This window comes from Thermosyntropha lipolytica DSM 11003, from assembly GCF_900129805.1.
Taxonomy (GTDB): Bacteria; Bacillota; Syntrophomonadia; order Syntrophomonadales; family Syntrophomonadaceae; genus Thermosyntropha; species Thermosyntropha lipolytica.
This window is the reverse complement of sequence record NZ_FQWY01000017.1, coordinates 15547-39568: the sequence shown is the minus strand read 5'-3', so window position 1 is coordinate 39568 and position 24022 is coordinate 15547. Positions and strand designations below refer to the sequence as shown.

The 24022-nt window shown below is 40.7% G+C and carries 23 protein-coding genes; 17 read left to right on the top strand and 6 right to left on the bottom strand.

All coding sequences use genetic code 11. The features are described from left to right. Nucleotides 1–101 precede the first annotated feature (101 nt). A complete protein-coding gene (spoIVA, locus tag BUB92_RS06200) occupies nt 102–1583 on the top strand; it encodes a stage IV sporulation protein A (protein ID WP_073091660.1) in 1482 nt (493 codons plus the stop codon). Between the two features lie 399 nt (nt 1584–1982). Here the strand turns inward: spoIVA and BUB92_RS06195 are convergent, their stop codons facing one another. Further along, nucleotides 1983–2447: a hypothetical protein gene (locus tag BUB92_RS06195; protein ID WP_073091657.1), complete on the bottom strand. Its 465-nt coding sequence runs from the start codon at nt 2445–2447 to the stop codon at nt 1983–1985. A 14-nt stretch (nt 2448–2461) separates the two neighbouring features. Beyond that, complete coding sequence (locus tag BUB92_RS06190) at nt 2462–3502, bottom strand: copper amine oxidase N-terminal domain-containing protein (RefSeq protein WP_073091654.1); 1041 nt, start codon at nt 3500–3502, stop codon at nt 2462–2464. A 466-nt stretch (nt 3503–3968) separates the two neighbouring features. On the opposite strand from BUB92_RS06190, the gene BUB92_RS11365 reads away from it, so the two are divergent. Then, on the top strand, nt 3969–4379 hold the full coding sequence (locus BUB92_RS11365) for a hypothetical protein (RefSeq protein WP_143156880.1): 411 nt from the start codon (nt 3969–3971) through the stop codon (nt 4377–4379). On the opposite strand, the gene BUB92_RS06185 is transcribed toward BUB92_RS11365, so the two are convergent. Further along, on the bottom strand, nt 4268–5068 hold the full coding sequence (locus BUB92_RS06185; protein ID WP_073091651.1) for an eIF2B alpha/beta/delta subunit family protein: 801 nt from the start codon (nt 5066–5068) through the stop codon (nt 4268–4270). The genes BUB92_RS11365 and BUB92_RS06185 overlap by 112 nt on opposite strands. Continuing rightward, the gene (locus BUB92_RS06180; RefSeq protein WP_073091648.1) at nt 5065–5469 is read right to left on the bottom strand and encodes an NUDIX domain-containing protein; all 405 of its coding nucleotides are present in this window, start codon (nt 5467–5469) and stop codon (nt 5065–5067) included. The genes BUB92_RS06185 and BUB92_RS06180 overlap by 4 nt, the downstream gene beginning before the upstream one ends. A gap of 102 nt (nt 5470–5571) precedes the next feature. On the opposite strand from BUB92_RS06180, the gene BUB92_RS06175 reads away from it, so the two are divergent. The 7 genes from BUB92_RS06175 (at nt 5572) to BUB92_RS06145 (ending at nt 12894) form a co-directional block, all read left to right on the top strand. Further along, the gene (locus BUB92_RS06175; RefSeq protein WP_073091645.1) at nt 5572–6261 is read left to right on the top strand and encodes a tRNA (adenine(22)-N(1))-methyltransferase; all 690 of its coding nucleotides are present in this window, start codon (nt 5572–5574) and stop codon (nt 6259–6261) included. After that, a complete protein-coding gene (locus BUB92_RS06170; protein WP_073091642.1) occupies nt 6248–7357 on the top strand; it encodes a Nif3-like dinuclear metal center hexameric protein in 1110 nt (369 codons plus the stop codon). Before BUB92_RS06175 ends, BUB92_RS06170 begins: the two co-directional genes overlap by 14 nt. 78 nt (nt 7358–7435) lie before the next feature. Beyond that, nucleotides 7436–8461 carry an HD-GYP domain-containing protein gene (locus BUB92_RS06165; protein ID WP_073091639.1) on the top strand — a complete coding sequence of 342 codons (1026 nt, stop codon included), beginning with the start codon at nt 7436–7438 and terminating at the stop codon, nt 8459–8461. A gap of 191 nt (nt 8462–8652) precedes the next feature. Next, nucleotides 8653–8982 carry an HU family DNA-binding protein gene (locus tag BUB92_RS06160; RefSeq protein ID WP_073091636.1) on the top strand — a complete coding sequence of 110 codons (330 nt, stop codon included), beginning with the start codon at nt 8653–8655 and terminating at the stop codon, nt 8980–8982. 157 nt (nt 8983–9139) lie between these two features. Beyond that, entirely contained in the window at nt 9140–10696 is a 1557-nt protein-coding gene (locus BUB92_RS06155) for a spore germination protein (RefSeq protein WP_073091633.1), read from the top strand. Then, on the top strand, nt 10689–11795 hold the full coding sequence (locus tag BUB92_RS06150) for a GerAB/ArcD/ProY family transporter (protein ID WP_073091630.1): 1107 nt from the start codon (nt 10689–10691) through the stop codon (nt 11793–11795). The genes BUB92_RS06155 and BUB92_RS06150 overlap by 8 nt, the downstream gene beginning before the upstream one ends. Next, on the top strand, nt 11779–12894 hold the full coding sequence (locus tag BUB92_RS06145; RefSeq protein ID WP_073091627.1) for a Ger(x)C family spore germination protein: 1116 nt from the start codon (nt 11779–11781) through the stop codon (nt 12892–12894). Before BUB92_RS06150 ends, BUB92_RS06145 begins: the two co-directional genes overlap by 17 nt. A gap of 14 nt (nt 12895–12908) precedes the next feature. On the opposite strand, the gene BUB92_RS06140 is transcribed toward BUB92_RS06145, so the two are convergent. Both BUB92_RS06140 and BUB92_RS06135 read right to left on the bottom strand, forming a co-directional pair. After that, a complete protein-coding gene (locus BUB92_RS06140; protein ID WP_073091624.1) occupies nt 12909–15068 on the bottom strand; it encodes a hypothetical protein in 2160 nt (719 codons plus the stop codon). Beyond that, the gene (locus tag BUB92_RS06135; RefSeq protein WP_073091621.1) at nt 15058–17295 is read right to left on the bottom strand and encodes an alkaline phosphatase family protein; all 2238 of its coding nucleotides are present in this window, start codon (nt 17293–17295) and stop codon (nt 15058–15060) included. The genes BUB92_RS06140 and BUB92_RS06135 overlap by 11 nt, the downstream gene beginning before the upstream one ends. A 288-nt stretch (nt 17296–17583) precedes the next feature. Between BUB92_RS06135 and speD the strand changes: the two genes are divergently transcribed. The 8 genes from speD to tatA all read left to right on the top strand — a co-directional run bounded on the left by speD (nt 17584) and on the right by tatA (nt 24003). Further along, entirely contained in the window at nt 17584–17967 is a 384-nt protein-coding gene (gene speD / locus BUB92_RS06130) for an adenosylmethionine decarboxylase (protein WP_073091618.1), read from the top strand. Nucleotides 17968–18182: 215 nt separating this feature from the next. Further along, complete coding sequence (locus tag BUB92_RS06125; protein WP_143156879.1) at nt 18183–18950, top strand: polyprenyl synthetase family protein; 768 nt, start codon at nt 18183–18185, stop codon at nt 18948–18950. Nucleotides 18951–18976: 26 nt separating this feature from the next. Further along, nucleotides 18977–20425: a menaquinone biosynthesis decarboxylase gene (locus BUB92_RS06120; RefSeq protein ID WP_073091612.1), complete on the top strand. Its 1449-nt coding sequence runs from the start codon at nt 18977–18979 to the stop codon at nt 20423–20425. Continuing rightward, a complete protein-coding gene (locus BUB92_RS06115) occupies nt 20418–21269 on the top strand; it encodes a UbiA-like polyprenyltransferase (protein WP_341372074.1) in 852 nt (283 codons plus the stop codon). The genes BUB92_RS06120 and BUB92_RS06115 overlap by 8 nt, the downstream gene beginning before the upstream one ends. A gap of 49 nt (nt 21270–21318) precedes the next feature. Beyond that, entirely contained in the window at nt 21319–21897 is a 579-nt protein-coding gene (locus tag BUB92_RS06110; protein ID WP_073091609.1) for a UbiX family flavin prenyltransferase, read from the top strand. Between the two features lie 23 nt (nt 21898–21920). Beyond that, nucleotides 21921–22886 (top strand): polyprenyl synthetase family protein, encoded by a 966-nt coding sequence (locus BUB92_RS06105; protein ID WP_073091606.1) that lies wholly within the window; start codon nt 21921–21923, stop codon nt 22884–22886. A gap of 21 nt (nt 22887–22907) precedes the next feature. Beyond that, nucleotides 22908–23690, top strand: a complete 783-nt coding sequence (gene tatC, locus BUB92_RS06100; RefSeq protein WP_084728369.1) for a twin-arginine translocase subunit TatC — start codon at nt 22908–22910, stop codon at nt 23688–23690. A 130-nt stretch (nt 23691–23820) separates the two neighbouring features. Next, nucleotides 23821–24003, top strand: a complete 183-nt coding sequence (gene tatA, locus BUB92_RS06095; RefSeq protein WP_073091603.1) for a twin-arginine translocase TatA/TatE family subunit — start codon at nt 23821–23823, stop codon at nt 24001–24003. Nucleotides 24004–24022 lie beyond the last annotated feature (19 nt).

Here is a 24022-nt window from a genome sequence, read left to right as displayed (position 1 = left end):
AATATATTTATACTGTTATAGCGTAAGTTGGCATAATAGGTATCCGCACATGGAGGGGAGGGTGCCTTTAAAGTCTAAATCCGAGGGAGGGAGAAAAGAAAGTGGAAGGATACAATATTTTAAATGACATCGCCCAGAGAACAGGTGGCGATATTTATCTGGGAGTAGTAGGACCGGTTAGGACAGGAAAGTCAACTTTTGTTAAAAGGTTTATGGAGTTAATGGTCATTCCTAACATAAAAAATATATATGATAGAGAACGAGCTAAGGACGAACTTCCTATAAGCGGGGCCGGGAAGACTATTACCACTACCGAACCTAAATTTATACCTTCCAATGAAGCTATTGAGATAACTACCGGTAGCGGCATCAGCCTTAAGGTAAGACTGGTTGACTGTGTAGGTTATACGGTGGAAGGCGCTTTAGGTTATGAAGAAGATAATGAGCCGCGTATGGTGAAAACCCCCTGGTTTGACTATGAGGTTCCTTTTGAGGAGGCAGCAGAAATAGGAACCAGGAAGGTAATTACTGATCATTCAACTATCGGATTTGTTATAACTACTGATGGCAGCATAAGCGATATTCCCCGGGAGAACTATGTTAAAGCTGAAGAAAGGGTAGTAAATGAGCTTCTGGAAATTAATAAACCATTTATTATCCTTTTGAATTCACTTAATCCGCATAAAAAAGAGACCCTGGATCTGGCTGAAGAATTGGCCAACAAATATGGCGTTACAGTAATTCCCATAGATGCTGCTAATATTACTCAGGACGAGATTTATGCTATTCTGGAAGAAGTACTTTATGAGTTCCCGGTACAGGAAGTAAATATAAAGCTGCCTAAGTGGGTAGATGAGCTGAAAGAAGATTTCTGGTTCCGCGAAAATATGGAAGGGGCTATAAGAGAAGTTTTAAGTGATATACACAAAGTAAAAGATATAGATAAGGCGGTAGAAAAATTATCTGATATTGAAAACATAAGCTATGTTAGCCTCCAGGAGATGAATTTAGGTACCGGTATTGCTACGATTGAAGTTGAGGTGCCGGAAGAAATGTTTTATCGCTGCTTGAGTGAAGTGAGCGGATTTGAAATAGAGGGAACTCATGATATTATGCGGCTGATGCAGGATTTGAGTGTAGCCAAGAGGGAATACGATAAAGTGGCTGATGCCTTGAGAGAGGTAAGAGAGACTGGCTATGGAGTAGTAACCCCCAGGCTGGATGAGATGTTCCTGGAAGAACCTGAGCTCATAAGGCAGGGCAGCCGTTTTGGTGTAAGGCTTAAGGCCAAGGCTCCTTCCCTCCATATTATAAGAGCTGACATAACTACGGAACTTACTCCTTTGATTGGCACCGAGAGCCAGTGTGAAGAGTTAGTAAGGTATATTCTTGATGAATTTGAAGAAGATCCGGCCAGGATCTGGCAGTCTAATATCTTCGGCAAGTCATTGCATGATTTGGTAAGAGAAGGCATACAAAATAAACTGCACCGTATGCCGGAAAATGCCCAGGTCAAACTGCAGGATGCTTTGCAGAGAATTGTTAATGACGGAAGCGGTGGCATAATATGCATATTAATATAGGTAAATTATAATGCTTTAAACCCCGGTTTTTTAGGCCGGGGTTCGATTTTTTAATTTGGGGACGGTTCTTTTTTTAAAATCTATTACGATTCGTAAAATCACCCTCAATACTCCTTATTTTAATACTCCTTTTATTCTCTGTCCTCTCCTGGCTATTCCGACTCTTTCCAAAATTAAAAGAACAAAATCGCTGCGCGATAGCTTTTAACCATGCTTAAGTAATTATTAAAGCGAAAAATAAAAAAGTATGTCCCTTTATGGTATTGTTAACTAAACACCTCAAAAACAATCCAAAGGAAGGACATACTCTTTTATGTCTTCAATTATATAACATATAAACAAAATCCTATACACCTGTTTTTTGATAATCCTTGTTCTCCTTCTCATCTCCAAATATGGCTAAAGCTGTATCTCTAAATAATCATTTGTTACTCTATAGCTTACTTTTCCATCTACAAATATATCTGTTGGTTCTACATCACTTAAAAACTCAAACCATAATTTTATGCTTTCTGGTCTGCCACCGTGTTTCAGGTATTCCTTTACCGCAGACGGTAAGGGAACTTGGTTTTTAATTGTTTTCTCGTAGGGTATTTTACCTGTATCATTAATAGCTTTAGCTACATCTTTATCCCACAAAATTGCGTCCCCGCCAGCTAATCCTGCTTTCCAGTAACCTCCAGAATAATGCCAGAACTCAAACATAGGGAAACTCATAGAACTACCTAAAGGCTTTCCATCAGGCTTGGGAGCGGAGAAATCTATTTGCTTTAAACTACTGGCTGATACAGGTTTTGGTGCTGGGTAGTAAATAAACCCAAATATCAAAGATACAAGTAAAACTAATGATATTATCTTCCGCATAAACCTTACCTCCCTTATTTTCGGTCATATCTCTGTCCAGTATGCAGATATAAAACTACGCGACCATCAGTAACCGACCTATTATCGGCAATTAAACCTATATGCAAATAACCTTCATTAAGCTGATTGAGCGGTGTTACCATCTGAACTTCGTAATGACCGCCTTCAAACCGATTAGTGCCATATTTATTCTTAAACACAGCCGGATAACCTACTTTAGGTCCATCTTTAGGAAAATAAATTAACTCCAAAAACCATCTAGTCCCTTTGGGTGCTCTGGGTAAGTCAGCCACTATTCTGCCGGAAGGGTCAATCTTTATATGCTTATCAAGAGCTATATGTCCATATCTCTGCCCTTCCTCATATAAAATAAACCCTCTAGCATCACGCTTCAATTCATCATTGTAATACCCATCGCCCTGTAACAGCTGTTCATGCTGTTCTTTAATTTTCTGCTCTATTATTTCTCTGATTTTATTTACATCAGGCTTTGGCTGTCCTTCGGGATAAGCTATGACCATCTGGCTCTTAGCGTCCCATTCAACGATGTAACCTAACCCCTCAGCAACATATCTGGCAGGTAACATCGTTCTGCCGGGGTGTTGAATTAGGGGTGCTACATCCATCTGGACAGGTTTATCGTTGCTGTGCATGGTTTTGTTATTTATCTGCAATTTTAAAGTTTTGTTGCCTTTAAGTATGGCAGTTTGAGTGTTTGCTTGCCATGTTATATTGTTATCATCTACTCCCAGTGCATTTCCTAAAAATCTAACTGGTACAAAAGTTCTACCGGGAGGATAAATTTTGGGAGCAGTGTCCATACGGACTGGTTCAGCTTTATTATTCTTTATATCAACCAGATAATAATTGTAATTATCAATTTTAAACACTACAACTTTGTCATTTCTTGCTACAACCCCTTCATCTGCCCATGCGGTATTAACCATAAATAAGCCGGAAAAGATAAATATAAAAAGAACATAAGAGCAAAACCTCCAGATTTTACCCTTCGCCAAAACTGATGCTGTTTTCTTAAAAGTGAATTTCTTATTCATTTTTCCTCTACCTCCTGAAAAAAATTAATTGATAATAACCATTCTTTACCTGCGATAAATAATACAATTAAAGCAAGGAAAATCCTGCATGAGAAAATAAAAAATAAAATCAATTATAAACTTCAAAATAAAAAAATAACCCTGTAAACAGGAAAAAAAAAAACAAACCCATAGACAGGAAAACCCGGCCGGGAAAGCCCCGCAAGGGGCTTTCCCGGCCGTCCGGTATCAAACATATGTTCCGTTATTCAAACACATCTTCTATGAACTGGGAGAGCTGGAAGAGATAGAAGAGGTAGAAAACCCGGAGTTAAAAGTATTTCTTTTAAGCCTTTTGCTGGCGCGGGGATTTAAAAATCCAAAATTGCTTTTAAAGGTGCTTCTTTGTTATCTGGACAATATACCCAGGGATTATGAGTATCTATTTTTTGCGACGACTATAATAGATATAGAGCTGGAGGAACTGATGGAATACACGAGAGAATTAAGGCTTGAGAGGAGGGAAGATTTTATGACTTTAGCGGAGAGAATGAGGAGAGAAGGAATGGAAAAGGGAAGAAAAGAGGGAAGAGAAGAGGAAAGAAAAGAAGCTAAATGCTTTACAAAAAGGGTTGGACATAGAAATAATAACAGAGATTACCGGGCTTTCAGTGGAAAAGATAGAGGAGTTAAAGAAAAAGCTGAATTAAAAAGTACAGGGGGACGGCTTGAAAGCAAAACAGCGCAAAAGAACCGTTCCCTTGTGTTTATCGCGACGACTATAAGTTATCCGGTGATGATTTGGGTTATGAAGGAGGCTGGAATCAGGTCAAAACCAGCTTCCAGGTGGGGAATAAAATGTTCTCCTGCTATCTTATGCGTTTCACATATCACATAGCAGGGTATTCTGTGGTTAAAAGCTTCCCGGGCCAGCTCAAGGGAAGGATAGCCGTTTATAACGCTTCCATCTCTTAAAACTGTGTCTGCTCCGAGCAGCACATAATCAGCTTGGGGCAGATAAAGGTTAATACAGTCATCAGGTATTATTTTTATATTTAAAGGCAGATCTATTTTACGGGCTGCCCTTTCTCCATAGGCATAGGAACTGCCAGGAGGATGGGAACGGGCTATAAGCACAGCAAATCTTCGTCCCTGCCGGTAAGCTGATTTGATAATTTCTATTATAGTAGAGCTGTAGCTGCAGGTTATGAGGGTAGATTTGTCTTTTACCAGCTGGGATCCTTTTTGTATAGTCTGTTTTTGCCTGGTAAGTACCTGGTTTATAATGCTATCAGCTATGGCAGCTGCCTTAAGGCGCAGGTCAGGAAGTGATAGGGAGGTATTCTCTTCCCGGTTTAACTCTGCGGTATAGCTGGAAACCAGGTTATAGATAGAAACCATACTGGGGCGTATAGTTTTAATATCTTCGGATAGATGGTTCATGGACTGGAGAAAAGAAATATTATCGGCAGCTGGTAGCAAAAGGGCGGCCTTTTTTAATATACGGACTGCTTCCAGGGCCAGGTAGCTGGCACCGTGGGTTTGGTCGTTTTTGAGGTTATAAATAGCCTCTTTTACTTCTTTCATTTTACCCTCTCCCAGGCTTCATAAAGTCCGGGGACGGTAGGAAGGTCTTTTATTTTTTCCGGCACCACCCATCTAAATTCAGTATGTTCCCAATCCAGACGGAGTTTTTTAAGCCGGGTTAAGCGGAAATGGAAAGGATGGACTATCCACACCCGCTGCATTTTTTCGTCTTTTACCCGGAGCGGTTCTCCTATTTTGAGCAGTTGATAATCTTCACCGGTAAGGCCGGTTTCTTCTTCGAGTTCGATTTGGGCTTGAATAAGGGGCAAATTTCCCTCTTCTATATAGCCGCTTATGCCTGCCCATTTGTATTGATAAGAGCTTACCTGGCTGCTTCTCTTTAGTATTAGCACTTTGTCTTCATATTCCAGAAAACAGGTTACCACATGACATTCCTGCATTTTTACACCCCGTTTTGTGATTAGTGTGAATATAGAGGCTTGTATGACAAATAGTTCTTAGGTTATATTATACCAATAAATATAGATGAAAGGGTTAAAATAGTGGTACAGGATAAGAGGTTATTGGCTATAAGCCAGATGATAATAAAAGGCAAATCGCTGGCCGATATAGGTACTGATCATGCCTATCTTCCTGTTTATCTGATAAAAAATGAACTGGTTCCCCGGGTTATTGCTACTGATGTGGCTGAAGGTCCTTATGCCCGAGCGGTAAAGGAAGTTGCAAAGTGGGGCTTTAAGGATAGAATAGAGGTGCGCAAGGGAGATGGGCTTAAGGTACTCCAAAAAGGGGAGGTTTATAATGTAGTTATTGCCGGTATGGGGGGAGAGACGATAGCTTCTATTTTAGAAGAGGATTGGGCAAAAGCGGAAAGCTTTGGTCATTTTGTTCTGCAGCCGATGAGCAAGCCGGATGTTTTGCGTAATGTCCTGGCTTCCCGGGGATGGATAATACTGGATGAAAAGGTGGTAGGGGAAAAGGATAAGTTTTTTGTCCTTTTAAGCAGCAGGCCAGGAGATAAGCCTTATTCCCTTTCCCCTCTAGAAGCGGAACTGGGGCCGGTTATTTTAAAAAGTAAAGAATATCTTCCTTTTCTTCGATATTATTTAAAAAAATACCAGAGGATAGTTGCTGAGCTTAATAAGTCCCAGGGAGAAGAAAAAAAAGACCTGCTTATCAAGTACCGGGCGAAGATAAAAGAGTTAAAGGAGGTTTTGCATGGCCAGGGTTAGAGATATTGTAAAAATAATGGAGAAACATTTTCCCTTGGATTTGGCTTCGCCATGGGATAACTGTGGCCTTATGCTGGGATCGCCGGACAAAGAGGTACAAAAAGTTTTGCTGTGCCTGGATTTAGATGCTGCCGGTGTGGAAGAGGTGATTGCTCATGCTCCTGATCTGGTAATAACCCATCACCCTTTGTTTTTCAAGGAATTCAAGAAGATTGATTATAATACTCCTCTGGGCCGTCTTATAAGAGAATTGATCACACATGATATATGTGTTTATTCAGCTCATACCAATCTGGATGCGGCTTCTAGAGGGGTAAACCAGATACTGGCCGAGATTCTGGAACTGGATGATATAAAGCCGCTTTTTCCGGAAAAAAGCGAAAAGCTTTATAAACTGGTAGTTTTTGTGCCTTACAGTCATGTGGAAGAAGTAAGAAGGGCAGTAAATGGTGCCGGGGCAGGATATATAGGAAATTATTCAGACTGCAGTTTCCGTACCCCGGGTATAGGAACCTTCAAGCCGGGAGAAGGGACTAATCCTTTTATCGGGGAAAAAGGAAAGGTAGAAGAGGTGGAAGAATATCGACTGGAAACAGTTGTGCCCGAGGTTTTGTTATCTGGGGTAATCGATGCGATGCTTGAGGCTCATCCCTATGAGGAAGTAGCTTATGATGTCTACCTTTTGCAAAACCAGGGTCAGGTTTACTGTATGGGAAGGCAGGGTTACTGGAAGGAAGAGACAAGCCTTATGGAATGTGCCTGCCATGTAAAGGAGAAACTGGGGGTTGAGAAGCTTAAAATAGCCGGGCCTCCCGATAAGAGAATAAGAAAGGTGGCAGTGATAGGAGGAGCCGGCATGAGCCTTATCTCCCGGCTCCCCAAAGATATCGATCTTTTGATAACAGGAGATGTAAAATATCATGAGGTCAAAGAAGCCTTGAACTGGGGACTGGCCGTAATCGATGCCGGACATCAGGAAACCGAAGAGATAGTGCTTCCCTGGATAAGGGATTTGTTAACCAGGGAAAGCCAGGCTTCCGGTTTAGATGTGGAATACATCTATATGCCCGGGAAGAAATGTTTTTGGAATATATAGTTTTAAAAAAGGAATAGAGCCAATTTTTGTAGAATAAAAAGATAAAAATAATATATTTCAAAATAAAGGGGAAAGTGTATGCTTAAAATACGCGTGGAAAGCCTGAAACCAGGCATGAAGCTGGGCAAAGATATTTTTACCTATGATGGAAAACTTTTATTAACTAAAGGAACAGTTATTTCGGAAGAACACCTTAAGAATTTTGCTTCCCGCAATATAAAAGATATATATATTATGGAAACCAGTCCTCAGCTTAAGGCTACCAAGAGCTTTGAGGAAGCTTTTGATGACTCGCTGGATATTGTAAAATCGTTTATGCTGGAAGCCAAGCTGGGTGGGAATCCTGATTATGCAGAAATCGAAAATTCCGTAGATACTCTGGTGCAGCAGGTTTTCAGCGTAACGGATATTTTCCGCCATATGCGGCTCCTGAAAGATAAAGATGATTATCTTTTTACCCACTCCATAAATGTTTCTCTTCTTTCCATACTTATCGGCAGGTGGCTAAAATGTTCCGAGGAAGAAATTCGCCTGCTGGGCATGGCCGGGATGTTGCATGATATAGGCAAGGTTTATATAAGCAATGAGATCCTTAATAAACCGGGTAAGCTGACACCAGAGGAATTTGAGGAGGTAAAAAAACATACGATACTAGGGTATAACCTGATAACTCAGAATGAGGATTTAGATGAAAATATAGCCAAGGCGGTTTTGATGCATCATGAAAGGCTGGATGGTTCAGGCTATCCTATGGGGACTAAAGGGAAGATAAATTTTTATGCCGCGGTGGTGGCAGTAGCCGACGTTTATGATGCTTTAACTTCTAATCGGGCTTATGCGGGTAAGCTTTCGCCTTATACCGCAGCCGATATTCTCTGGCAGGAATCTTTTGGCAAGCTTGATCCCAGGATTACCAAGGTTTTTTATGACCGCATAACCAATTTTTATGTAGGGAACGAAGTAGTTCTTTCCAACAATAAGCGGGGAGTCGTTATTTATGTTGACAGGTGTAATCCTACCCGGCCTATTGTAATGGTAGGAGAAAATGAATTTATAAATTTAGCGGAAGATCTCAGTGTGAGTATTATAGAAGTTATCGATTGATTGGGGGATAAAAATACCTTAAAATAGGCATTTGTATGTATAAAAGTTTTATTTCTATGGCAGAATGTTATTAATCAGGCAAGAGTAAAAATTTTTTATAAAATTCTTTAAAAAATTGGTTTTTAATGCAGGAATTAAGCATTTTTTGCGGAATCTAAATATGGTGAATAAAATTAAAGGGAGGATTAGGCGTGAACAAAACGGAACTTGTGAAGGCTTTGGCGGAAAAGGCAGAAATGACTCAAAAAGATGCAGGTAAAGCTTTAGATGCTATGCTGGAGGTTATCCAGCAGGCTTTAGCTGCCGGTGACAAGGTACAGCTTATTGGTTTTGGCAGTTTTGAAGTCCGTGAGCGCAAAGAAAGAAAGGTTATAAGTCCGGCTACCGGAGAAGAAATTGTGGTTCCTGCTACCAAAGTTCCTGCATTTAAGCCAGGAAAAGCCTTAAAAGATGCAGTGGCCGTAGTTGAAGAAAAGAAGCCGGCAGCCAAGGGCGGCAAAAAGAGCTGTAAGAAAAAATAAGGGGCTAAAATGATAAATCGGTAGAGGGTGTGATAAACACCCTCTTTTTTAGTTTCTGTTTGCCAACCTTCATAAATTATTAAATTTTATGCATATAAAAAAAAGTACGGGTAAATCTATATAGAACAAAGGCTTATATCTCCATAAGGGGGATTTTATGTTTCCTTTTACCAGAAAACGTAAAATCCAGACAGAAGCGATAAAAGCTGATATGGGGGCGGATGATGTTAAGCTGCCTTCCAGGCTGGAAGAAAAAATAGATTTGCTCAAGCCCTGCCTGGCTAAAAATGACGATATAGTGGGAAGACCTTTCTATTTAAAAGGGGACCCTGGTCTCAAGGCTTATGTTGTCCATCTGGAAGGCATTGTGGATAATATAAGCCTGCAGCAGGATATTTTGCGCAGCCTCATGTTTTATGCCCGGGGAGAAGATTGTAAGGAAAAGGGTTTAGAATATATAGTTGATCATATATACCGCAACTGCCTTACCGTAACCCAGATACAAAAAATAGGAAATTTTTCGGAAGTAATCAGGGCTGTATTTGATGGCTTTGTAGTTTTGTTTTTCGATGGGATAAGTGCAGCTTTAAGTATTGATATTCGCAAGGTTGACCGCCGCAATGTAGAAGAACCTGTTCTGGAAAGAGCTCTGCGCGGCTCAAAAGAAGGTTTTGTGGAAAACATAGTAGTTAATACTGCTCTTATAAGAAGAAGGCTTAAAGATCCAAATTTGGTGGTAAAAAAATTTACCGTAGGCAAAAGGACGCGTACAGATGTTTCGCTGCTTTATGTTGAAGATATTGCTGATCCGGAAATAGTCAGAAATGTAAGTGAGAAGCTGGATAATATTTATATGGATGGAATTTTAGGCACTTCTTATCTGGAACAGCTTATTGAAGATCATCATTATACCCCTTTCCCCCAATTCAAAACTACGGAGAGGCCTGACAAGGCAGTTATGGAGCTTTTAGAAGGCAAGATAATAGTTCTGGCCGATGGCTCTCCTGATGCTCTTATTATACCTAGCCTATTTGTCAGCTTTTTGCAGGCTTCGGAAGATTATGTAGAAAGGCCGATAATAAGCTTTTATCACCGCTTTTACCGCTATTTAGCTTTTTTTCTGGCTGTATCGCTGCCTGCTCTGTATATAGCCCTTTTAAGCTTTAATCCGGAACTGGTGCCGGTACAGCTGCTTATTAGTCTGGCCCAGGGCAGAGATAAGGTACCCTTTCCGGTAGTCCTGGAAGTTATAATTCAGGAGATTATAATTCAGCTGGTCATTGAAACAGGCCTCAGACTTCCGACCCCTATGGGGCAGACGGTAGGAGTAGTAGCTGGTATAGTATTAGGACAGGCAGCTATTGCCGCTGGCCTTGCCAGTCCGGCTATTATAATTATTGTGGCTATAACTACTATAAGCACTTTTGCCATACCTAATTCCACGATGGTTTTAGCCAGCCGCCTGGTTCGCGTATTTATGATTCTTATGGCGGCTGCTTTCGGCATGTTTGGATTTTCCATAGGCTGGTTTTTACTTCTGGTCCATCTTATAAGCCTGGAAAGCATGGGAGTTCCCTATATGGCTCCTTATGCTCCTATGCGTTATCCTGATTTTAAGGATGCGGTTTACCGTACATTTATTTCCCAGATGCTGAAACGCCCGGTATCAATACCTGTCCAGGATAAGGTGAGAAAGAGGAGAGAAGATGGATAAAAGCAGATTTGAAATCACCAGCAAGCAGCTTATTTTTATAATAGTGGGATCAGAGGTAGCAACCGGAATACTCAGTTTGCCACGGGTATTAAGTGCCGAGGCAGGACAGCATGCCTGGATAGCAGTCCTTACTGGAGCCCTGGTTCCGTTGATTTGTATTTATCTTATCGATACTTTATATAGAGGTTTTGACGATCCTGATTTTGTAAGGGTAAGCCATGCCCTTTTTGGCAAGGCTCTAGGCAGTTTACTGGTTATAACTTTTATTTTATATATAATCTTTTTTCAGGGTATTGTTATCCGGATTTTTGCGGAAATAACCAAGATTTTCCTTTTGCCTCGAACCCCTTTGTATATAATTCTCTTCCTTATACTTTTGCCGGTATATTATGCTGTGAGCAAAGGAGGCAGAGTAGTGGGAAGGTTAAATGAGATACTTTTCTGGATACTTTTAATAGATCTACTGGTACTTTTGGTTTTATTACCTCTGGGGGATTACACTTTGCTTTTGCCCCTTAAAGATTTGGATTATAAAGGTTTGTTGAAAGCTACCCGGGAGAGCTTTTATTCCTATGCCGGGGTAGAAATTTTATTAATATTGTATGTAATGGTAAGAAAAAAAGAAGAAGTTTTTAAAGCAGCTATAGTAGGACAGTTTATCGTCATATTTTTTTATTTGGTGACGGTTGTCATAGCTCTTTTGATTTTCGGTTTTGAAGCTATCCAGCAGTTAACCTGGCCGGTTTTAAACCTGCTAAGTGTAAGACATGTGGCGGTTCTAGAAAGGCTAGAAATAGTGTTTCTCCTTTTCTGGCTGGGAGTAGGAGCAAGGCCGGCTATCAATCTGAGTTTAGCTTCTGCTTACTCTTTTTGCCGGCTGGGGAGGTTGTCTTTAGCCAGGTATTATGTCCTGACAAGCATGGGTATAGCTCTGGCTATATATCTGGTTGCTATATGGCCCCGGGACTTGATAGAAGTTTTCCAGCTGGCGAATTATGCAGGCTTTTTATTTTTACTCACTTCTCTAGGTTATCCGCTTTTATATCATATCGCCAAATTTATGCGCAAAGGCGTGATTAACCATGGGAAAACTGCTTAAAGTAGGACTTTTTATATTATTTTGCCTTTCCTCTCTGGCGGGGTGTTTTGATGCCGAAGATATTGAGAATTTCAATATTCCGCTTATCGCAGCTTATGATGTGGCTGAAAACAGGGAAGAAGGCGTAGATGTTACCGTCCTTTACCCTAATGTAGCGCAGAGAAACCGGGAGTTTGTGGAAAAGATTTCGGGAAAGGCGATAGGGGATACGCGGGCGGGGAGGGGAACCAGATATCCCAGCACATTATTGTTAGGTGATATACAAGTAGCCCTGTATGGAAAGGACTTGGCCTGTCAGGGCTTAGGCCCTTATATTGATAATTATGTCCGTGATCCACGTATAAAAAAATCTCTGTTTATGGTGGTGGTGGAAGGCCGAGGAGACCAGTTTCTAGAGAGAGCGCACAAAATTAACCCCTATCTAGGCTTTGAAATTCCCGGATTATTTACTTCTAAAAAGAAAAACCAGTTTTATGCGGTTACTACTTTGCATGATTTTTTTCACGCCGTCAATACTGCGGGTAAAAATCCGGTAGTCTGTACGATGGAAGTTTTGCCTAATGGTCAATATAGAGTGAGCGGGACAGCTATTTTTAAAAAAGATAGGATGATAGATGTAGTAGGAATGGATGAAACAATCCCCCTTATTCTGCTTAGAGGAGAAGAAGGCTGTTGTGGTTTTATTCCCTTTGTAGTTAAAAAAGATGGAAAGGTAATAGATAAAGGTACGGTGGAGATTAACAGCAAAAGAAAAGTAAGGGTACAAAGAGAAGGAGAAAAATTTATTTTTTATATAAAATTAAAAATTACCGGCAGATTGGTCGAACATTATGCTACCAACCGGCTTATACTAGAAGATAAAAACTGTATAAAAGATATAGAAAAAGCCCTGGCAGGACAGATCAAAAAGGAGGGCGTGAAGTTAATCCACCGTATGCAAGATGAGTGGAGAGTAGATTGTCTGGATATAACCAAGTATGCCCTGGCTAAATGGCGTAAGGAAATCAAGGATGTGGTAGAAGAAGAAACCTTTGTTAAGAATGCTGACATAAGGCTTGAGGTAGAGGTAGATATCCCCTTCTGGGGGGCTAAAAATTAAATAAGGGAGACCTTTTATATTTCTCCCTTTTTTATTTGCATATACAGAAGAAGGGTGGCGGCAAACCAGAAGAGGTAACCGGCAGGTATTATTCCGGAATCATTAAAGACCAGGGCAGCTATGGCTCCCAAGAGAAGGCCCTGAATGCCGGCAAAAAGAACAGGATCTGCCTCCTGCAGGTTGCGGGAAAGGGGAGAAGGTTTTAGCAAAATAAAGGAAAAGGTTAAAAGCAGGATAAGGAAAGCCCAGCCCAGCTGGGTATAGTTTATTACCCGCTGATAAAGGAGCAGTTTAGCATTGATTATATTCATAAAGGCCGGCCATCCTCCTTCTATAATTGCGTTTATGCTTTTCCCGATATGGGATTGCATGGCAGATGGTTGTTTAAGATCCATGGTTATCATAAAGGATAATACAATAAGAGTAAGGATTATGATGCCTGCTATGTCTTTATTTTTTAAATGCTGGTTATATAGCTTTAACCAGGTATAACTTAAAGCCAGACAGGCAGTTATAGTGCCGCCGAAATTGGCTCCCAGATGGGGAGAAGCTAAAACGAATATGGTTAGAGCCAAAAGGATTCCTAAAAAGACCTGGAAGGCATAAGATGGATACTTTCTTATGCCCAGTACTGACCAGGTTATAACTGATCCGATGAGTATTCCCATATATTCATTGCCTATGCCGAAATAGCGGATGCCGTTTATAAGCTGGTAGCTCATGATACAATTTTTGACCAGGTCAAGATGGAACAAGGTGTCTATAAGTATAAGCAACATGTTTAAGCCAGCCATAAACATAATAGGGTTGATACGGGTTTTAGCATATAAAAGCCAGCTTATGCCCACCACAGATGAAGTAAGGATAAGTGATAGCATCAGAAAATATGGCAAATGGTATATTTTTATTAATGGCATAATAAGCAAAACAGCTGGTATGGCCAGGGGAAAAGAAAGGAGAATTAAAATAAATTTTTCTTCTTTCTTCCGCTTAAAGGCTGATAAAGCCAGTGCTAAGGAAAGGATAGCCAGCAAAGCGTAAAAAGTAAGTATACTGGCCTGATTTACAAGATTAAAAACCGCCTGCCGGTTTATTTCTTTTAATGTAGTGATAGGCGAGGCTTCTTTTTTGGTAAATAAAGGATCTTCTTTTCCTGCACCTATGCTGTTTAATATGGAGTAGTGCAGGTTTTCCAGGGTTATTATGCCTTCCCGCCGCGTAGAAAAGCTTTGCAGGAGCCCTTCATAGCCTGATTTTTTTATCCATATCGGCATAAGCCAGGTAGAAGGATTTTTCCCCTGCTGGGAAGGCTGCAGGTTTATTATATAGCTGGCTGAGGTTTGGTTTTCCTGGGCGATAGAAGCGATAGAAGAATCTATTTTTCTTAAAATTTCTGTTCTTTTTTGCTGATAAGCAGCAGGAGAAAATAAGGAAGCCATAGCTTCCAACCGGTAAAGGTCCCCATATTCGATAACCGCTACGGTTTTAGCGGGAATTTTTTTAGCTTCTTTTTCCAGCATTTCATAATCAGTCCATACCAGAGAAGGAAGGCTGGGATCATTAGCTGTTGTGGTTTGATCAATTATTCCCCGGTCAACCAGTCCCTTTTGATCCATTAGCACTACTGGGGCCAGCCTTACATGGTAACCTGGACGGTCAGCATTACCGATAACCAGGGTGGTATAACCATGGGCTTTTATCTTTTCTCCCAGCTTTCCTACTTCTCCCCGGTTCTGGCGTAGATTGTTATTTTTAATGGTCATGATGGTGCTAACTACGATGTTTTCAGGATGGGGTTTTATACCGGTATGGCGGTAAAATATATCTCCTGCTTTTTCACCATTTATAGTTTCCGCAGCGCCAAAGTTAAGCTGGGAATAGTTGCTTCCCAGAGCTGGTTTACCGGCTGACAGAGTAGCACAGGCATTTTTGCCGCTGCGGCCGGGAGCGGCAGAGGTATTAAGCAGTCCTACTCCCCATTCCTTTTGTATTTGCCATAAAAAAGGGGTATTTACCGGATCTATATCATCAAGGGTCAGGTTGTCTACCATGTAGATGACTACTTTATCATAGGCAGGTGAAGGTTTATCTCCCCCTCTGGCCGGGCTGCAGGGGGGGATTAGGAAAAAGATAAGGGTTAATATGGCTATTATATTTATATTTTTAATTTGCATATGATTTCACCTGATCGATTTTTATTAGGGTTAGCCAGTATAAAGCTATTGCATATAAGAGTATGAAAGAAGCAGCGATTACTCCGGTATCGTTGACGGCAAAAACAACTATAGCAGCTGTAATGAGAATATTTATGGTTTTGCTTATATATGGATATTCCTTTTTTATACTCTTTATAATATCTTTTTTCCGGATTTGAACCCAGATAAGGATGAGAATTTCTAATAAGAGCACCAGGGTCCATACCGATTGGGAGATGGTATTGGCTACTATACCAAGTTTTATGCGTATTATGGAGAAAAAGGCCTGACTGCCTCCCGCCAGGAGATTTTGTATAGCCTTTCCGGCATGGGAAGGATTAGGATTTAAAAAAGCATCCAGGCTGGCAATAGCTATGACGACAAGAACAGATAATAGCGCAGCCGCGGAAATTTTCTTTATATTAAGTTTATCCTGTGTCATGACCAGGATAAAAACTCCCCAGGTAAAAAGAGAAGCTATAAATCCTCCTACATTAGCTCCTAATTTAGGATAGCCTATAGCGATAGAGGCTATAAATAGAGGAAGTGAAGCCAGAATGATGTTAAGCCTGCTCTTGGGTTTAAGCCTTTTTATGGCCAGAGCAGTAGCCACGACAGTAGAGGCGATAAGTATTCCCATATAGTCATTGCCTATGCCGTAAAATCTCCCCCCGGCTATAACATCCGAACCTAAAGGAGAATTAAGCATTAAAGGAGACCCGGCCAAAATATCGCCTATAAGCAGCAAGGAAGTAGCCGATGTTAATATAAATAATCCCTGCTCGCGATTTGTTCCCAGCTGGCAAAAAGCTAAGGCCAATAACCATGCCAGGGCCAGGGTCAATATTATCGAAATAAAGAGTGATTGGTATCCGGTAAAGCTTATAAAGAGAAATACCACCGGTATACTTAAGGTGGCAAAGATGATTTTTTCCAGCCAGGGATAAAGGCTTTCTTTTTTATTTATGACCATTATAAAGCCCCATAAAATTAAAATCACCGCCCAAACCATGAAGGTTATGTTTAAAGGGAGCCGGTGAGCTCTTAAATTTTTAAAAAAGTCGAGCTGGTTTTTTAAATCTTCCAGGGTGCTGCTTTGCTTTATAACCTGCATGCCCTGGTTATCCGGAATTATTTGGCTGTCAAAATAGGCAAATATAGAAGGTATAATATCTGCGCCGGCGACTATTCCTTCCCGGCGGGTAGTAGGAGAGGACAGGAGGCCTTTTTGACCTTCCGGATAATGTACTATTATGGGAGTTAATCCCAGATTGCCTTCTTCTATCATCTGTTTATGGGGATTAGGGGACATAATAATAAGCATAGTCTGGTCAAGGTTAAGGAGAGATAGGATTTGGCCGAGCAGCCTGTCATCACGCTCCAGGGCTTGCTGGCGCTGTTTTTTTATTATATCAGGAGCTGCATTTATACTATCTATTTCTACCCGGCTGGTATCCCCTAAATCAATAAACAGGATATCACTTAACGGTAAATATCTTTTTATATAAGAAAGCATAGCCTGATGATCAGTCTCTACCCCTCCCAGGACCAGAGGGTTAACCTGGATAAGATCCTGGCTTACATTTCCCAGCGGCACTTTGCCGTTTTCATCCATAGCCAGAAGTGCTATATTGCGATTGAGGATGGATATAGTATCTGCATTGCCGACAACAGCAACAGTAAGTCCGTTTTCCCGGGCTATTTTGCCTATCTGGCCAGGCTCATAAGGAGGTTTGTATTTAGAAGAAGTATTTTTAAGCATTTCGATATATATGTTTACTACTCCTTCGGGAGGAGGTGTTTGGCCGGTAAAAACCGCGTATAAATTTTGGGCTTTAACGGTAGCATTTTGTCTGGCAAAAACATAAGGTAGTACAGTAATATCTTCATTGCTGTTAAAAGATAATTCAGCATTGGGAACAGTTCCGATTTTGAGGCCGCTTCCTATTGACATATAGGAGCTGGAAGGGTTACGATTTTTAGCTCTGACATTCATAAGGCCTAGGGCGCTTTCTTCCAAAAGCTTATCCAGATTAGGGGTATCTGCCTCTATAAGATCAGCGACATCTATAAAATCCATCACGATGATGATTGCTTTTTTAGAGTCGTTATCAGATATTCCCAGGGCAGACTGGGACATAAAAAAGGAAAAAACAAACCAGAAAAATATAAAAAGACTGATAACTTTTTTTAACTTAATGCTCATACTGGTGGCCTCCTGTTTATGATCGAGGTTTTAAAATATTCTCTTATTAATCATTTGCTATTATACAGGAACAAAACCGGGAAAAAAACTGATAATTAAATCTGCTAAAAATATAATTTGCTTTAAATAGTTAATTATCCTTTAAATCAAATTATTTTTACTGCTGGGACAGAAAAATTTTAATTTATGGTTGACTTTCTATGCATTTATGCTAAAATTCTACATGTATCTTGTGCATTGAAGGAGGTTTGGGAAACCAAACGCAATTTTTGAAGGGAGGCGACATTATTGCAGGCTTTAGGGCGTCATATTTTAGCTGAAGTTTATGGTTGTAAGTTTGAGGTATTAAATGATATCAAAAAAGTAGAAGATATCATGATCAATGCCGCTTTAGAAGCTGGAGCAGAAGTTAGAGAATTTGTTTTTCACAAATTTAGTCCGCAAGGGGTAAGTGGAGTCGTTGTGATTTCAGAATCCCATCTGGCGATTCATACCTGGCCGGAATTAGGTTATGCAGCAGTAGATGTATTTACCTGTGGCGACAAAGTTGATCCGTGGGATGCTTGCAACTATCTGGCTAAACATTTTGGGGCTGAGTATGTAAATGCCACGGAAGTAAAAAGAGGCATTATAGAACAAGGCCAGGAAGAACGCCTGGTGGTGAATATTTAGGAGGGATACTATTTTAGTTGACCGATGCCGCTTAAAAACCAAGAGGGGTAAATACTATTAGTAGACCTTATTCGTTAGCAGAGAACGAGTAAGGTCTATTTATTTTATATTATTTTTCTCCCTCTAAATGCAGTTTTTCATTTATAATAAAGAGTAATTATATCAGTCATAAAAAGCTGCACTTGCTAAATGTGCATTGGGGAAGAGGGGAACATATGATGAAGCAATATATGATGCCGGCCAATTTAAGAGAAGAGATGCAAAAAGTGGATGAGGTCTTTAACCAGACGATAAGTGCCTGGTCAGGTGAAATGAAACCTTATATTATTAAACTGGAAAGTGATCCACTATGGCAGGTTATTCCCGCCTTTGTGCTGGGAGTTTGCCGCTATCAGGGCGTAGACCCTGACTTAAGCATAGCTATGGCCAACATATTCCGCAATATCTACTTTGCCAGCTATATACATGAACAGATAAAGGATGATGAAGAAGGGCAGGAATATAATCAGAAGATGCGGTTTTCCATTTTAATAGGAGACTATATATTTGGTAAAATCTTAAAATTACTCTTAAATGCCAATGCTGCTCAGCTGGTTGATATTTTTGCCTCCCTTATCTGTAAACTGAGTGAAGGTTTGACCGTAAAATACAAAATGGATGCCGATTTTATAGATAATCTTAACAATATTTATGCTCCTTTTTTCCGTGCTGCCTTACTTTCTGCTTCCCGTTTGGCAGGAAAAGGGGAGAGCGAAGAGTTTTATGGTGATTTAGGGCATAATCTGGGACTGGCTATATGCTGGCATATTATGGATAACTCGGAAGAAGGCATGGTGAAAGTTAAGTATTATCTAGATGAAAGTATGAGGATTTTAAAAAAGATAGCTCCGGAAAATAAGCTGACTGCTGGCTATGTTTATAAGCTTATGGTTGAATCCTACCCTTTGCTTTTCATAACCGGAGAAAAGATGGCTGCTGTATAGTATAATCTGATGGGGGTAATTGGTATATGGCCTATCAAGACCTGAGAGAGTTTATAAAATGCTTAGAAAGGGAAGGAGAGCTTAAACGGATAAAGGTACCGGTAGATCCTGAACTGGAGATAACAGAAATAACCGACCGGGTATCTAAAGCCCATGGACCAGCTCTTCTTTTTGAAAATGTCAAAGGCTCCCGGATGCCGGTTTTAATAAATGCTTTTGGCAGCAGAAAGCGAATGGCTATGGCTCTGGGGGTAAGAGACCTGGAGGAGATTGCGGAGGAAATAAGCGATATACTGGGAATAAAGGATAATATACCTAAATCTATATGGGATAAGGTAAAGATGCTGCCGCGGCTGGCAGAACTGGCTTCTTTTATGCCCAAAATGGTAAAGAGGGCTCCCTGCCAGGAAGTAGTAGATTATGAGCCTTCCTTGGATATTATGCCGATTTTAAAATGCTGGCCTAAAGATGCAGGAAGGTTTATTACCCTGCCTCAGGTTTATACGAAAGATCCCGAGACTGGAAAAAGAAATGTAGGCATGTATCGGATGCAGGTTTATGACAGCAGGACTACAGGTATGCACTGGCATATGCATCATGATGGGGCGGAAAATTACCGCAAAAATTGCCGGCTGGGCAGGCCTACAGAAGTAGCTGTTGCTTTAGGAGGGGATCCGGCTATAACCTATGCGGCAACTGCTCCTTTGCCCAAGGATATCGATGAACTTATATTTGCCGGTTTTTTGCGCAAAAAACCGGTTGAACTGGTAAAATGCAAGACGGTTGATTTAGAAGTCCCGGCCGATGCGGAAATCGTGATTGAAGGTTATGTTAACCCGGGAGAAACGAGAATTGAAGGACCGTTTGGTGATCATACCGGCTATTACTCTTTAGCCGATGAGTTTCCGGTATTTCATGTGCAGTGTATAACCTACCGGCGGGATGCAATTTATCCAGCTACGATTGTAGGCAAGCCGCCACAGGAAGATTGTTATATAGCTCTGGCTACTGAGCGTATATTTTTACCTCTTTTAAAATTTCAGCTGCCGGAAATTGTAGATATGCATTTGCCCATGGAAGGTGTATTTCACAACTGTGTAATTGTATCTATACGCAAATCTTTTCCTGGACATGCGCGTAAAGTCATGAATGCGCTCTGGGGGATGGGGCAGATGATGTTTGCCAAGTTTATCATTGTCGTAGATGAAGATGTAGATGTGCAGAATGTATCCGAGGTTATGTGGAAAGTATTTAACAATGTAGATCCTAAGCGAGATACGGTGATTATGGAAGGGCCACTGGAGGTTCTGGACCATTCTGCTCCCTTGCCTTTATATGGAGCCAAAATGGGTATTGATGCCACTAAAAAATGGAAAAGCGAAGGCCATAATCGCGAATGGCCGGAAGATATCGTTATGTCTCCGGAAATTAAGGCTTTAGTTGATAGAAGATGGAGTGAATACGGCCTTGATTAATAAGTTAAAGCTTTTTCTGGAGATGATAGATTTTGAACATACCCTTTTTGGTTTGCCTTTTGCTTATCTGGGAGCTTTTCTGGCTGTGAAAGGGATGCCTTCTTTCCATGATTTATTCTGGATTACGATAGCGATGGTAAGTGCTCGTACAGCTGCTCTTTGCCTGAACCGGCTTATCGACAGGGAAATAGATAAGGCTAATCCGCGTACCCGGGATCGGGTTATACCTGCTGGCAAACTTTCGGTGCCTGGAGTATGGATTGCCGTATTTGTATTTTTAGTTCTGCTTTTTTATTCAGCTTATCAGCTTAATATACTTTGTGTAAAACTGGCTCCTTTAGCGGTAGCTGTTTTATGGGTATATTCCTATACCAAGCGTTTTACCTGGTGGTGCCATTTGATATTAGGGATAGCTATAGGGATGGGACCTGTAGGTTCCTGGCTGGCGGTTACCGGAAGTTTTGCTCTCGAGCCTCTGGTTTTGGGCGCGGCAGTAGCCTTTTGGATTGCCGGTTTCGATACCATGTATGCCTGCCAGGATATTGAATTTGACCGTTCCTATGGTTTAAAATCTATACCTGCCCGCTTTGGAGAAGAAGGGGCTTTAAAGTTTTCGGCTTTTTTTCACCTTTTGACTGTTGTTTTTTTGGTTTTAAACGGTTTGCTTTTAAAGCTTGGTTTTTATTATTATTTAGGTGTAATCTTTGCTGCTCTGGTGCTTGTTTATGAACACCTTCTGATCAAGCCTGGTAATCTGAAGAAGGTAAATTTTGCTTCTTTTGTTATTAATCGCTATGTAGGGCTTATAATATTTGGGGCTACACTTATGGATATTTTTATTTGAGAAGAGAAAAAATAGCTGGCAAAGAAATCTTTTTAGGAGGTCAAAAATTTTGAAGAGATATGTAGTTGCTTTTACAGGTGCCAGTGGGGTAATTTATGGAGTAAGATTGGTGGAGGAGCTTTTAGAAAGAGATTATGAGGTCCATCTTATTGTCAGCGATCCGGCTAAGATTGTTCTTACCCAGGAAATGGGCTGGGATTTCACTGAACCGGAAGAGGAGGTTTTTAAAAAGCACTTTAAAGGAAATCTTCGGGTATATGATAATGCTGATATAGCAGCTCCGGTGGCCAGCGGTTCTTTTCTTATTGATGGCATGATAGTTATTCCCTGTACGATGTCTACTATATCATCTATTGCCCATGGAACTTCGAAAAATCTGCTGGAAAGGGCTGCTGACGTAATATTAAAAGAAAGAAGGCAGCTGATTATCGTGCCGCGAGAAACTCCTTTGAGCACCGTACATCTTAGAAATATGCTCATTTTATCGGAAATGGGAGTCCATGTGATACCGGCTATGCCTGCCTTCTACCATTTTCCTAAAACCATAGATGATATGGTCAATTTTGTAGTGGGAAAAGTACTGGATGCGATGAGGATACCTAACGAATTGTATAACAGATATAACTAAAATTAAGCTTTAAGGGGAAAACTATGGGGTTTGATTTTTTTAAGCCGATAGAAGAAGAGCTTAAGATAGTGGAAAAAAGCCTGGGCGAAAACATAAATACCGATATCCGCATTCTTGATGAGGCAGCCGGCCATTTGATAAGTGCAGGGGGGAAAAGGCTAAGGCCGGCTTTTGCCCTTTTGAGTGCTAAAGTTTTCCGCGATGATTTAGAATATATACTTCCTATGGCCACCGCTCTGGAACTTGTGCATATGGCTACCCTGGTACATGATGATGTTATTGATAATTCGGAAATGAGAAGAGGCACTTTTACGGTAAAAAGCGGCTGGGGAAACCGGATTTCTATTTATGCCGGGAATTATATTTTTGCCCGGGCATTAGCTCTGGCGGCCTCTTATGGCCGCAGTGATATTTTAAATATTCTGGCTGATGCCAGTATGAAGATATGTGAAGGTGAGATCGTTCAGTTGCTGAGTGCCTATGATGTTACGAAGGGGTTAAAAAATTATTTGCGCAGGATTGAACGTAAAACGGCTTTGCTGATAGCTGTAAGCTGTGAACTGGGGGCTGCTTTATGTAATGTACATGCCAGGCAGATAGAAGCTTTAAGGCTTTATGGCCACTACCTGGGCATGGCTTTTCAGATTACGGATGATATTTTAGATTTGGTGGCCGATGAAAAAGTTTTGGGCAAGCCTACGGGAAGTGATATAAGGCAGGGGGTAATTACCCTTCCGGTGCTTTTTGCTTTAAAGCATAGCCCGCGAAAAGATGAACTGAGAAAGCTTTTATCCTCCCCTGAGCTCTGTTCCCGCTATGTCGATTATATTATTGACAAGGTTTTAGATGCCGGGGGAGTAGATTATGCTTATGAAGTAAGCACTCGTTTTGCCCGTAAGGCTAAAAAACAGCTCTCTTATCTTCCTGATGTTGCCGTAAAGCAAAATTTGCATGATATAGCTGATTTTATAATCAAACGAGATTATTAATAAGGATAGGGGAGAGGTTTTGTGGTTTTTAGCGATTTGTCACCCGAGGATAAGCAGACGATAATTGAACATCTGGAAGATCTGCGTAAATCTTTGCTTATAAGTATTGTTGCCATTATCATAGCCGCCGTTTTTGCTTTTTATTACAGTGAACAGATATTATCTATCATCATGTCTCCTCTTACATCGCTGAATGAAAATCTGATTGTTACCGGGGTTACGGAAGCTTTTTTTGTTAAGCTTAAACTATCCTTCCTGGCTGGTTTTGTAATAGCTTTTCCCGTAGTAGTATGGGCTTTATGGCGCTTTATTAAACCGGCTCTTTATCCCCATGAACGCAAATATGTATATATTCTTTTCCCTATAACTATAGGACTTTTTGTGGGTGGGGTGCTTTTTGCTTATTTTGGGATTTTAAAGCTAATTCTTAATTTTTTTATCTATATTGCCGGTGAAAATCTGGAAACCATGTTTAAGGTGGACCAGTATGTAAGTTTTGTTCTGGCTTTTACCCTGCCTTTTGGCATTGTGTTTGAACTGCCGGTAGTAGTGTTTTTCTTGAGCAAACTAGGTATTATAAGCCATGAAGCTATGGCCAGAAACCGCAAGTACGCCCTTTTGGTGATAGTAATCCTGGCTGCAGCTTTAACTCCTGGACCGGATCCTTTTTCCCAGATGATGATGGCAATTCCCGTATACCTCCTGTATGAAATAAGCATATGGATTGCCAGATTTTCCCGTCCCGGGGAGGAAAGGATGCGCAAGATGGAGGCGCGGAAGAAGACGCAGGAGGAAACGGATTAGAGGGTTTTTGACCAAAATAGCGAAAAGGCTTGGGGTTTACAAAGTTTTTGCTTTTTGTCATAATAGCAGTAATAATCGATGCGGATTAAATTCTAAGCGGGGTCTTTTTAAATGCAGAGGAGGAATTTGTATGTTGGGTTTAATAGGTAATTTTGGTCCCTGGGAACTGGTATTGATTTTGCTTATTGTTCTTATTATTGTGGGTCCGGGAAAACTTCCCCAGGTAGGGCAATCTCTGGGAAAAGCTATCCAGAGTTTTCGCAAGGCTAAAGAAGAGGAGTTTGAGGAGTTAGAGGAGAAAAAAGATAAATAAAGGCTTTAAAAGGCCTTTT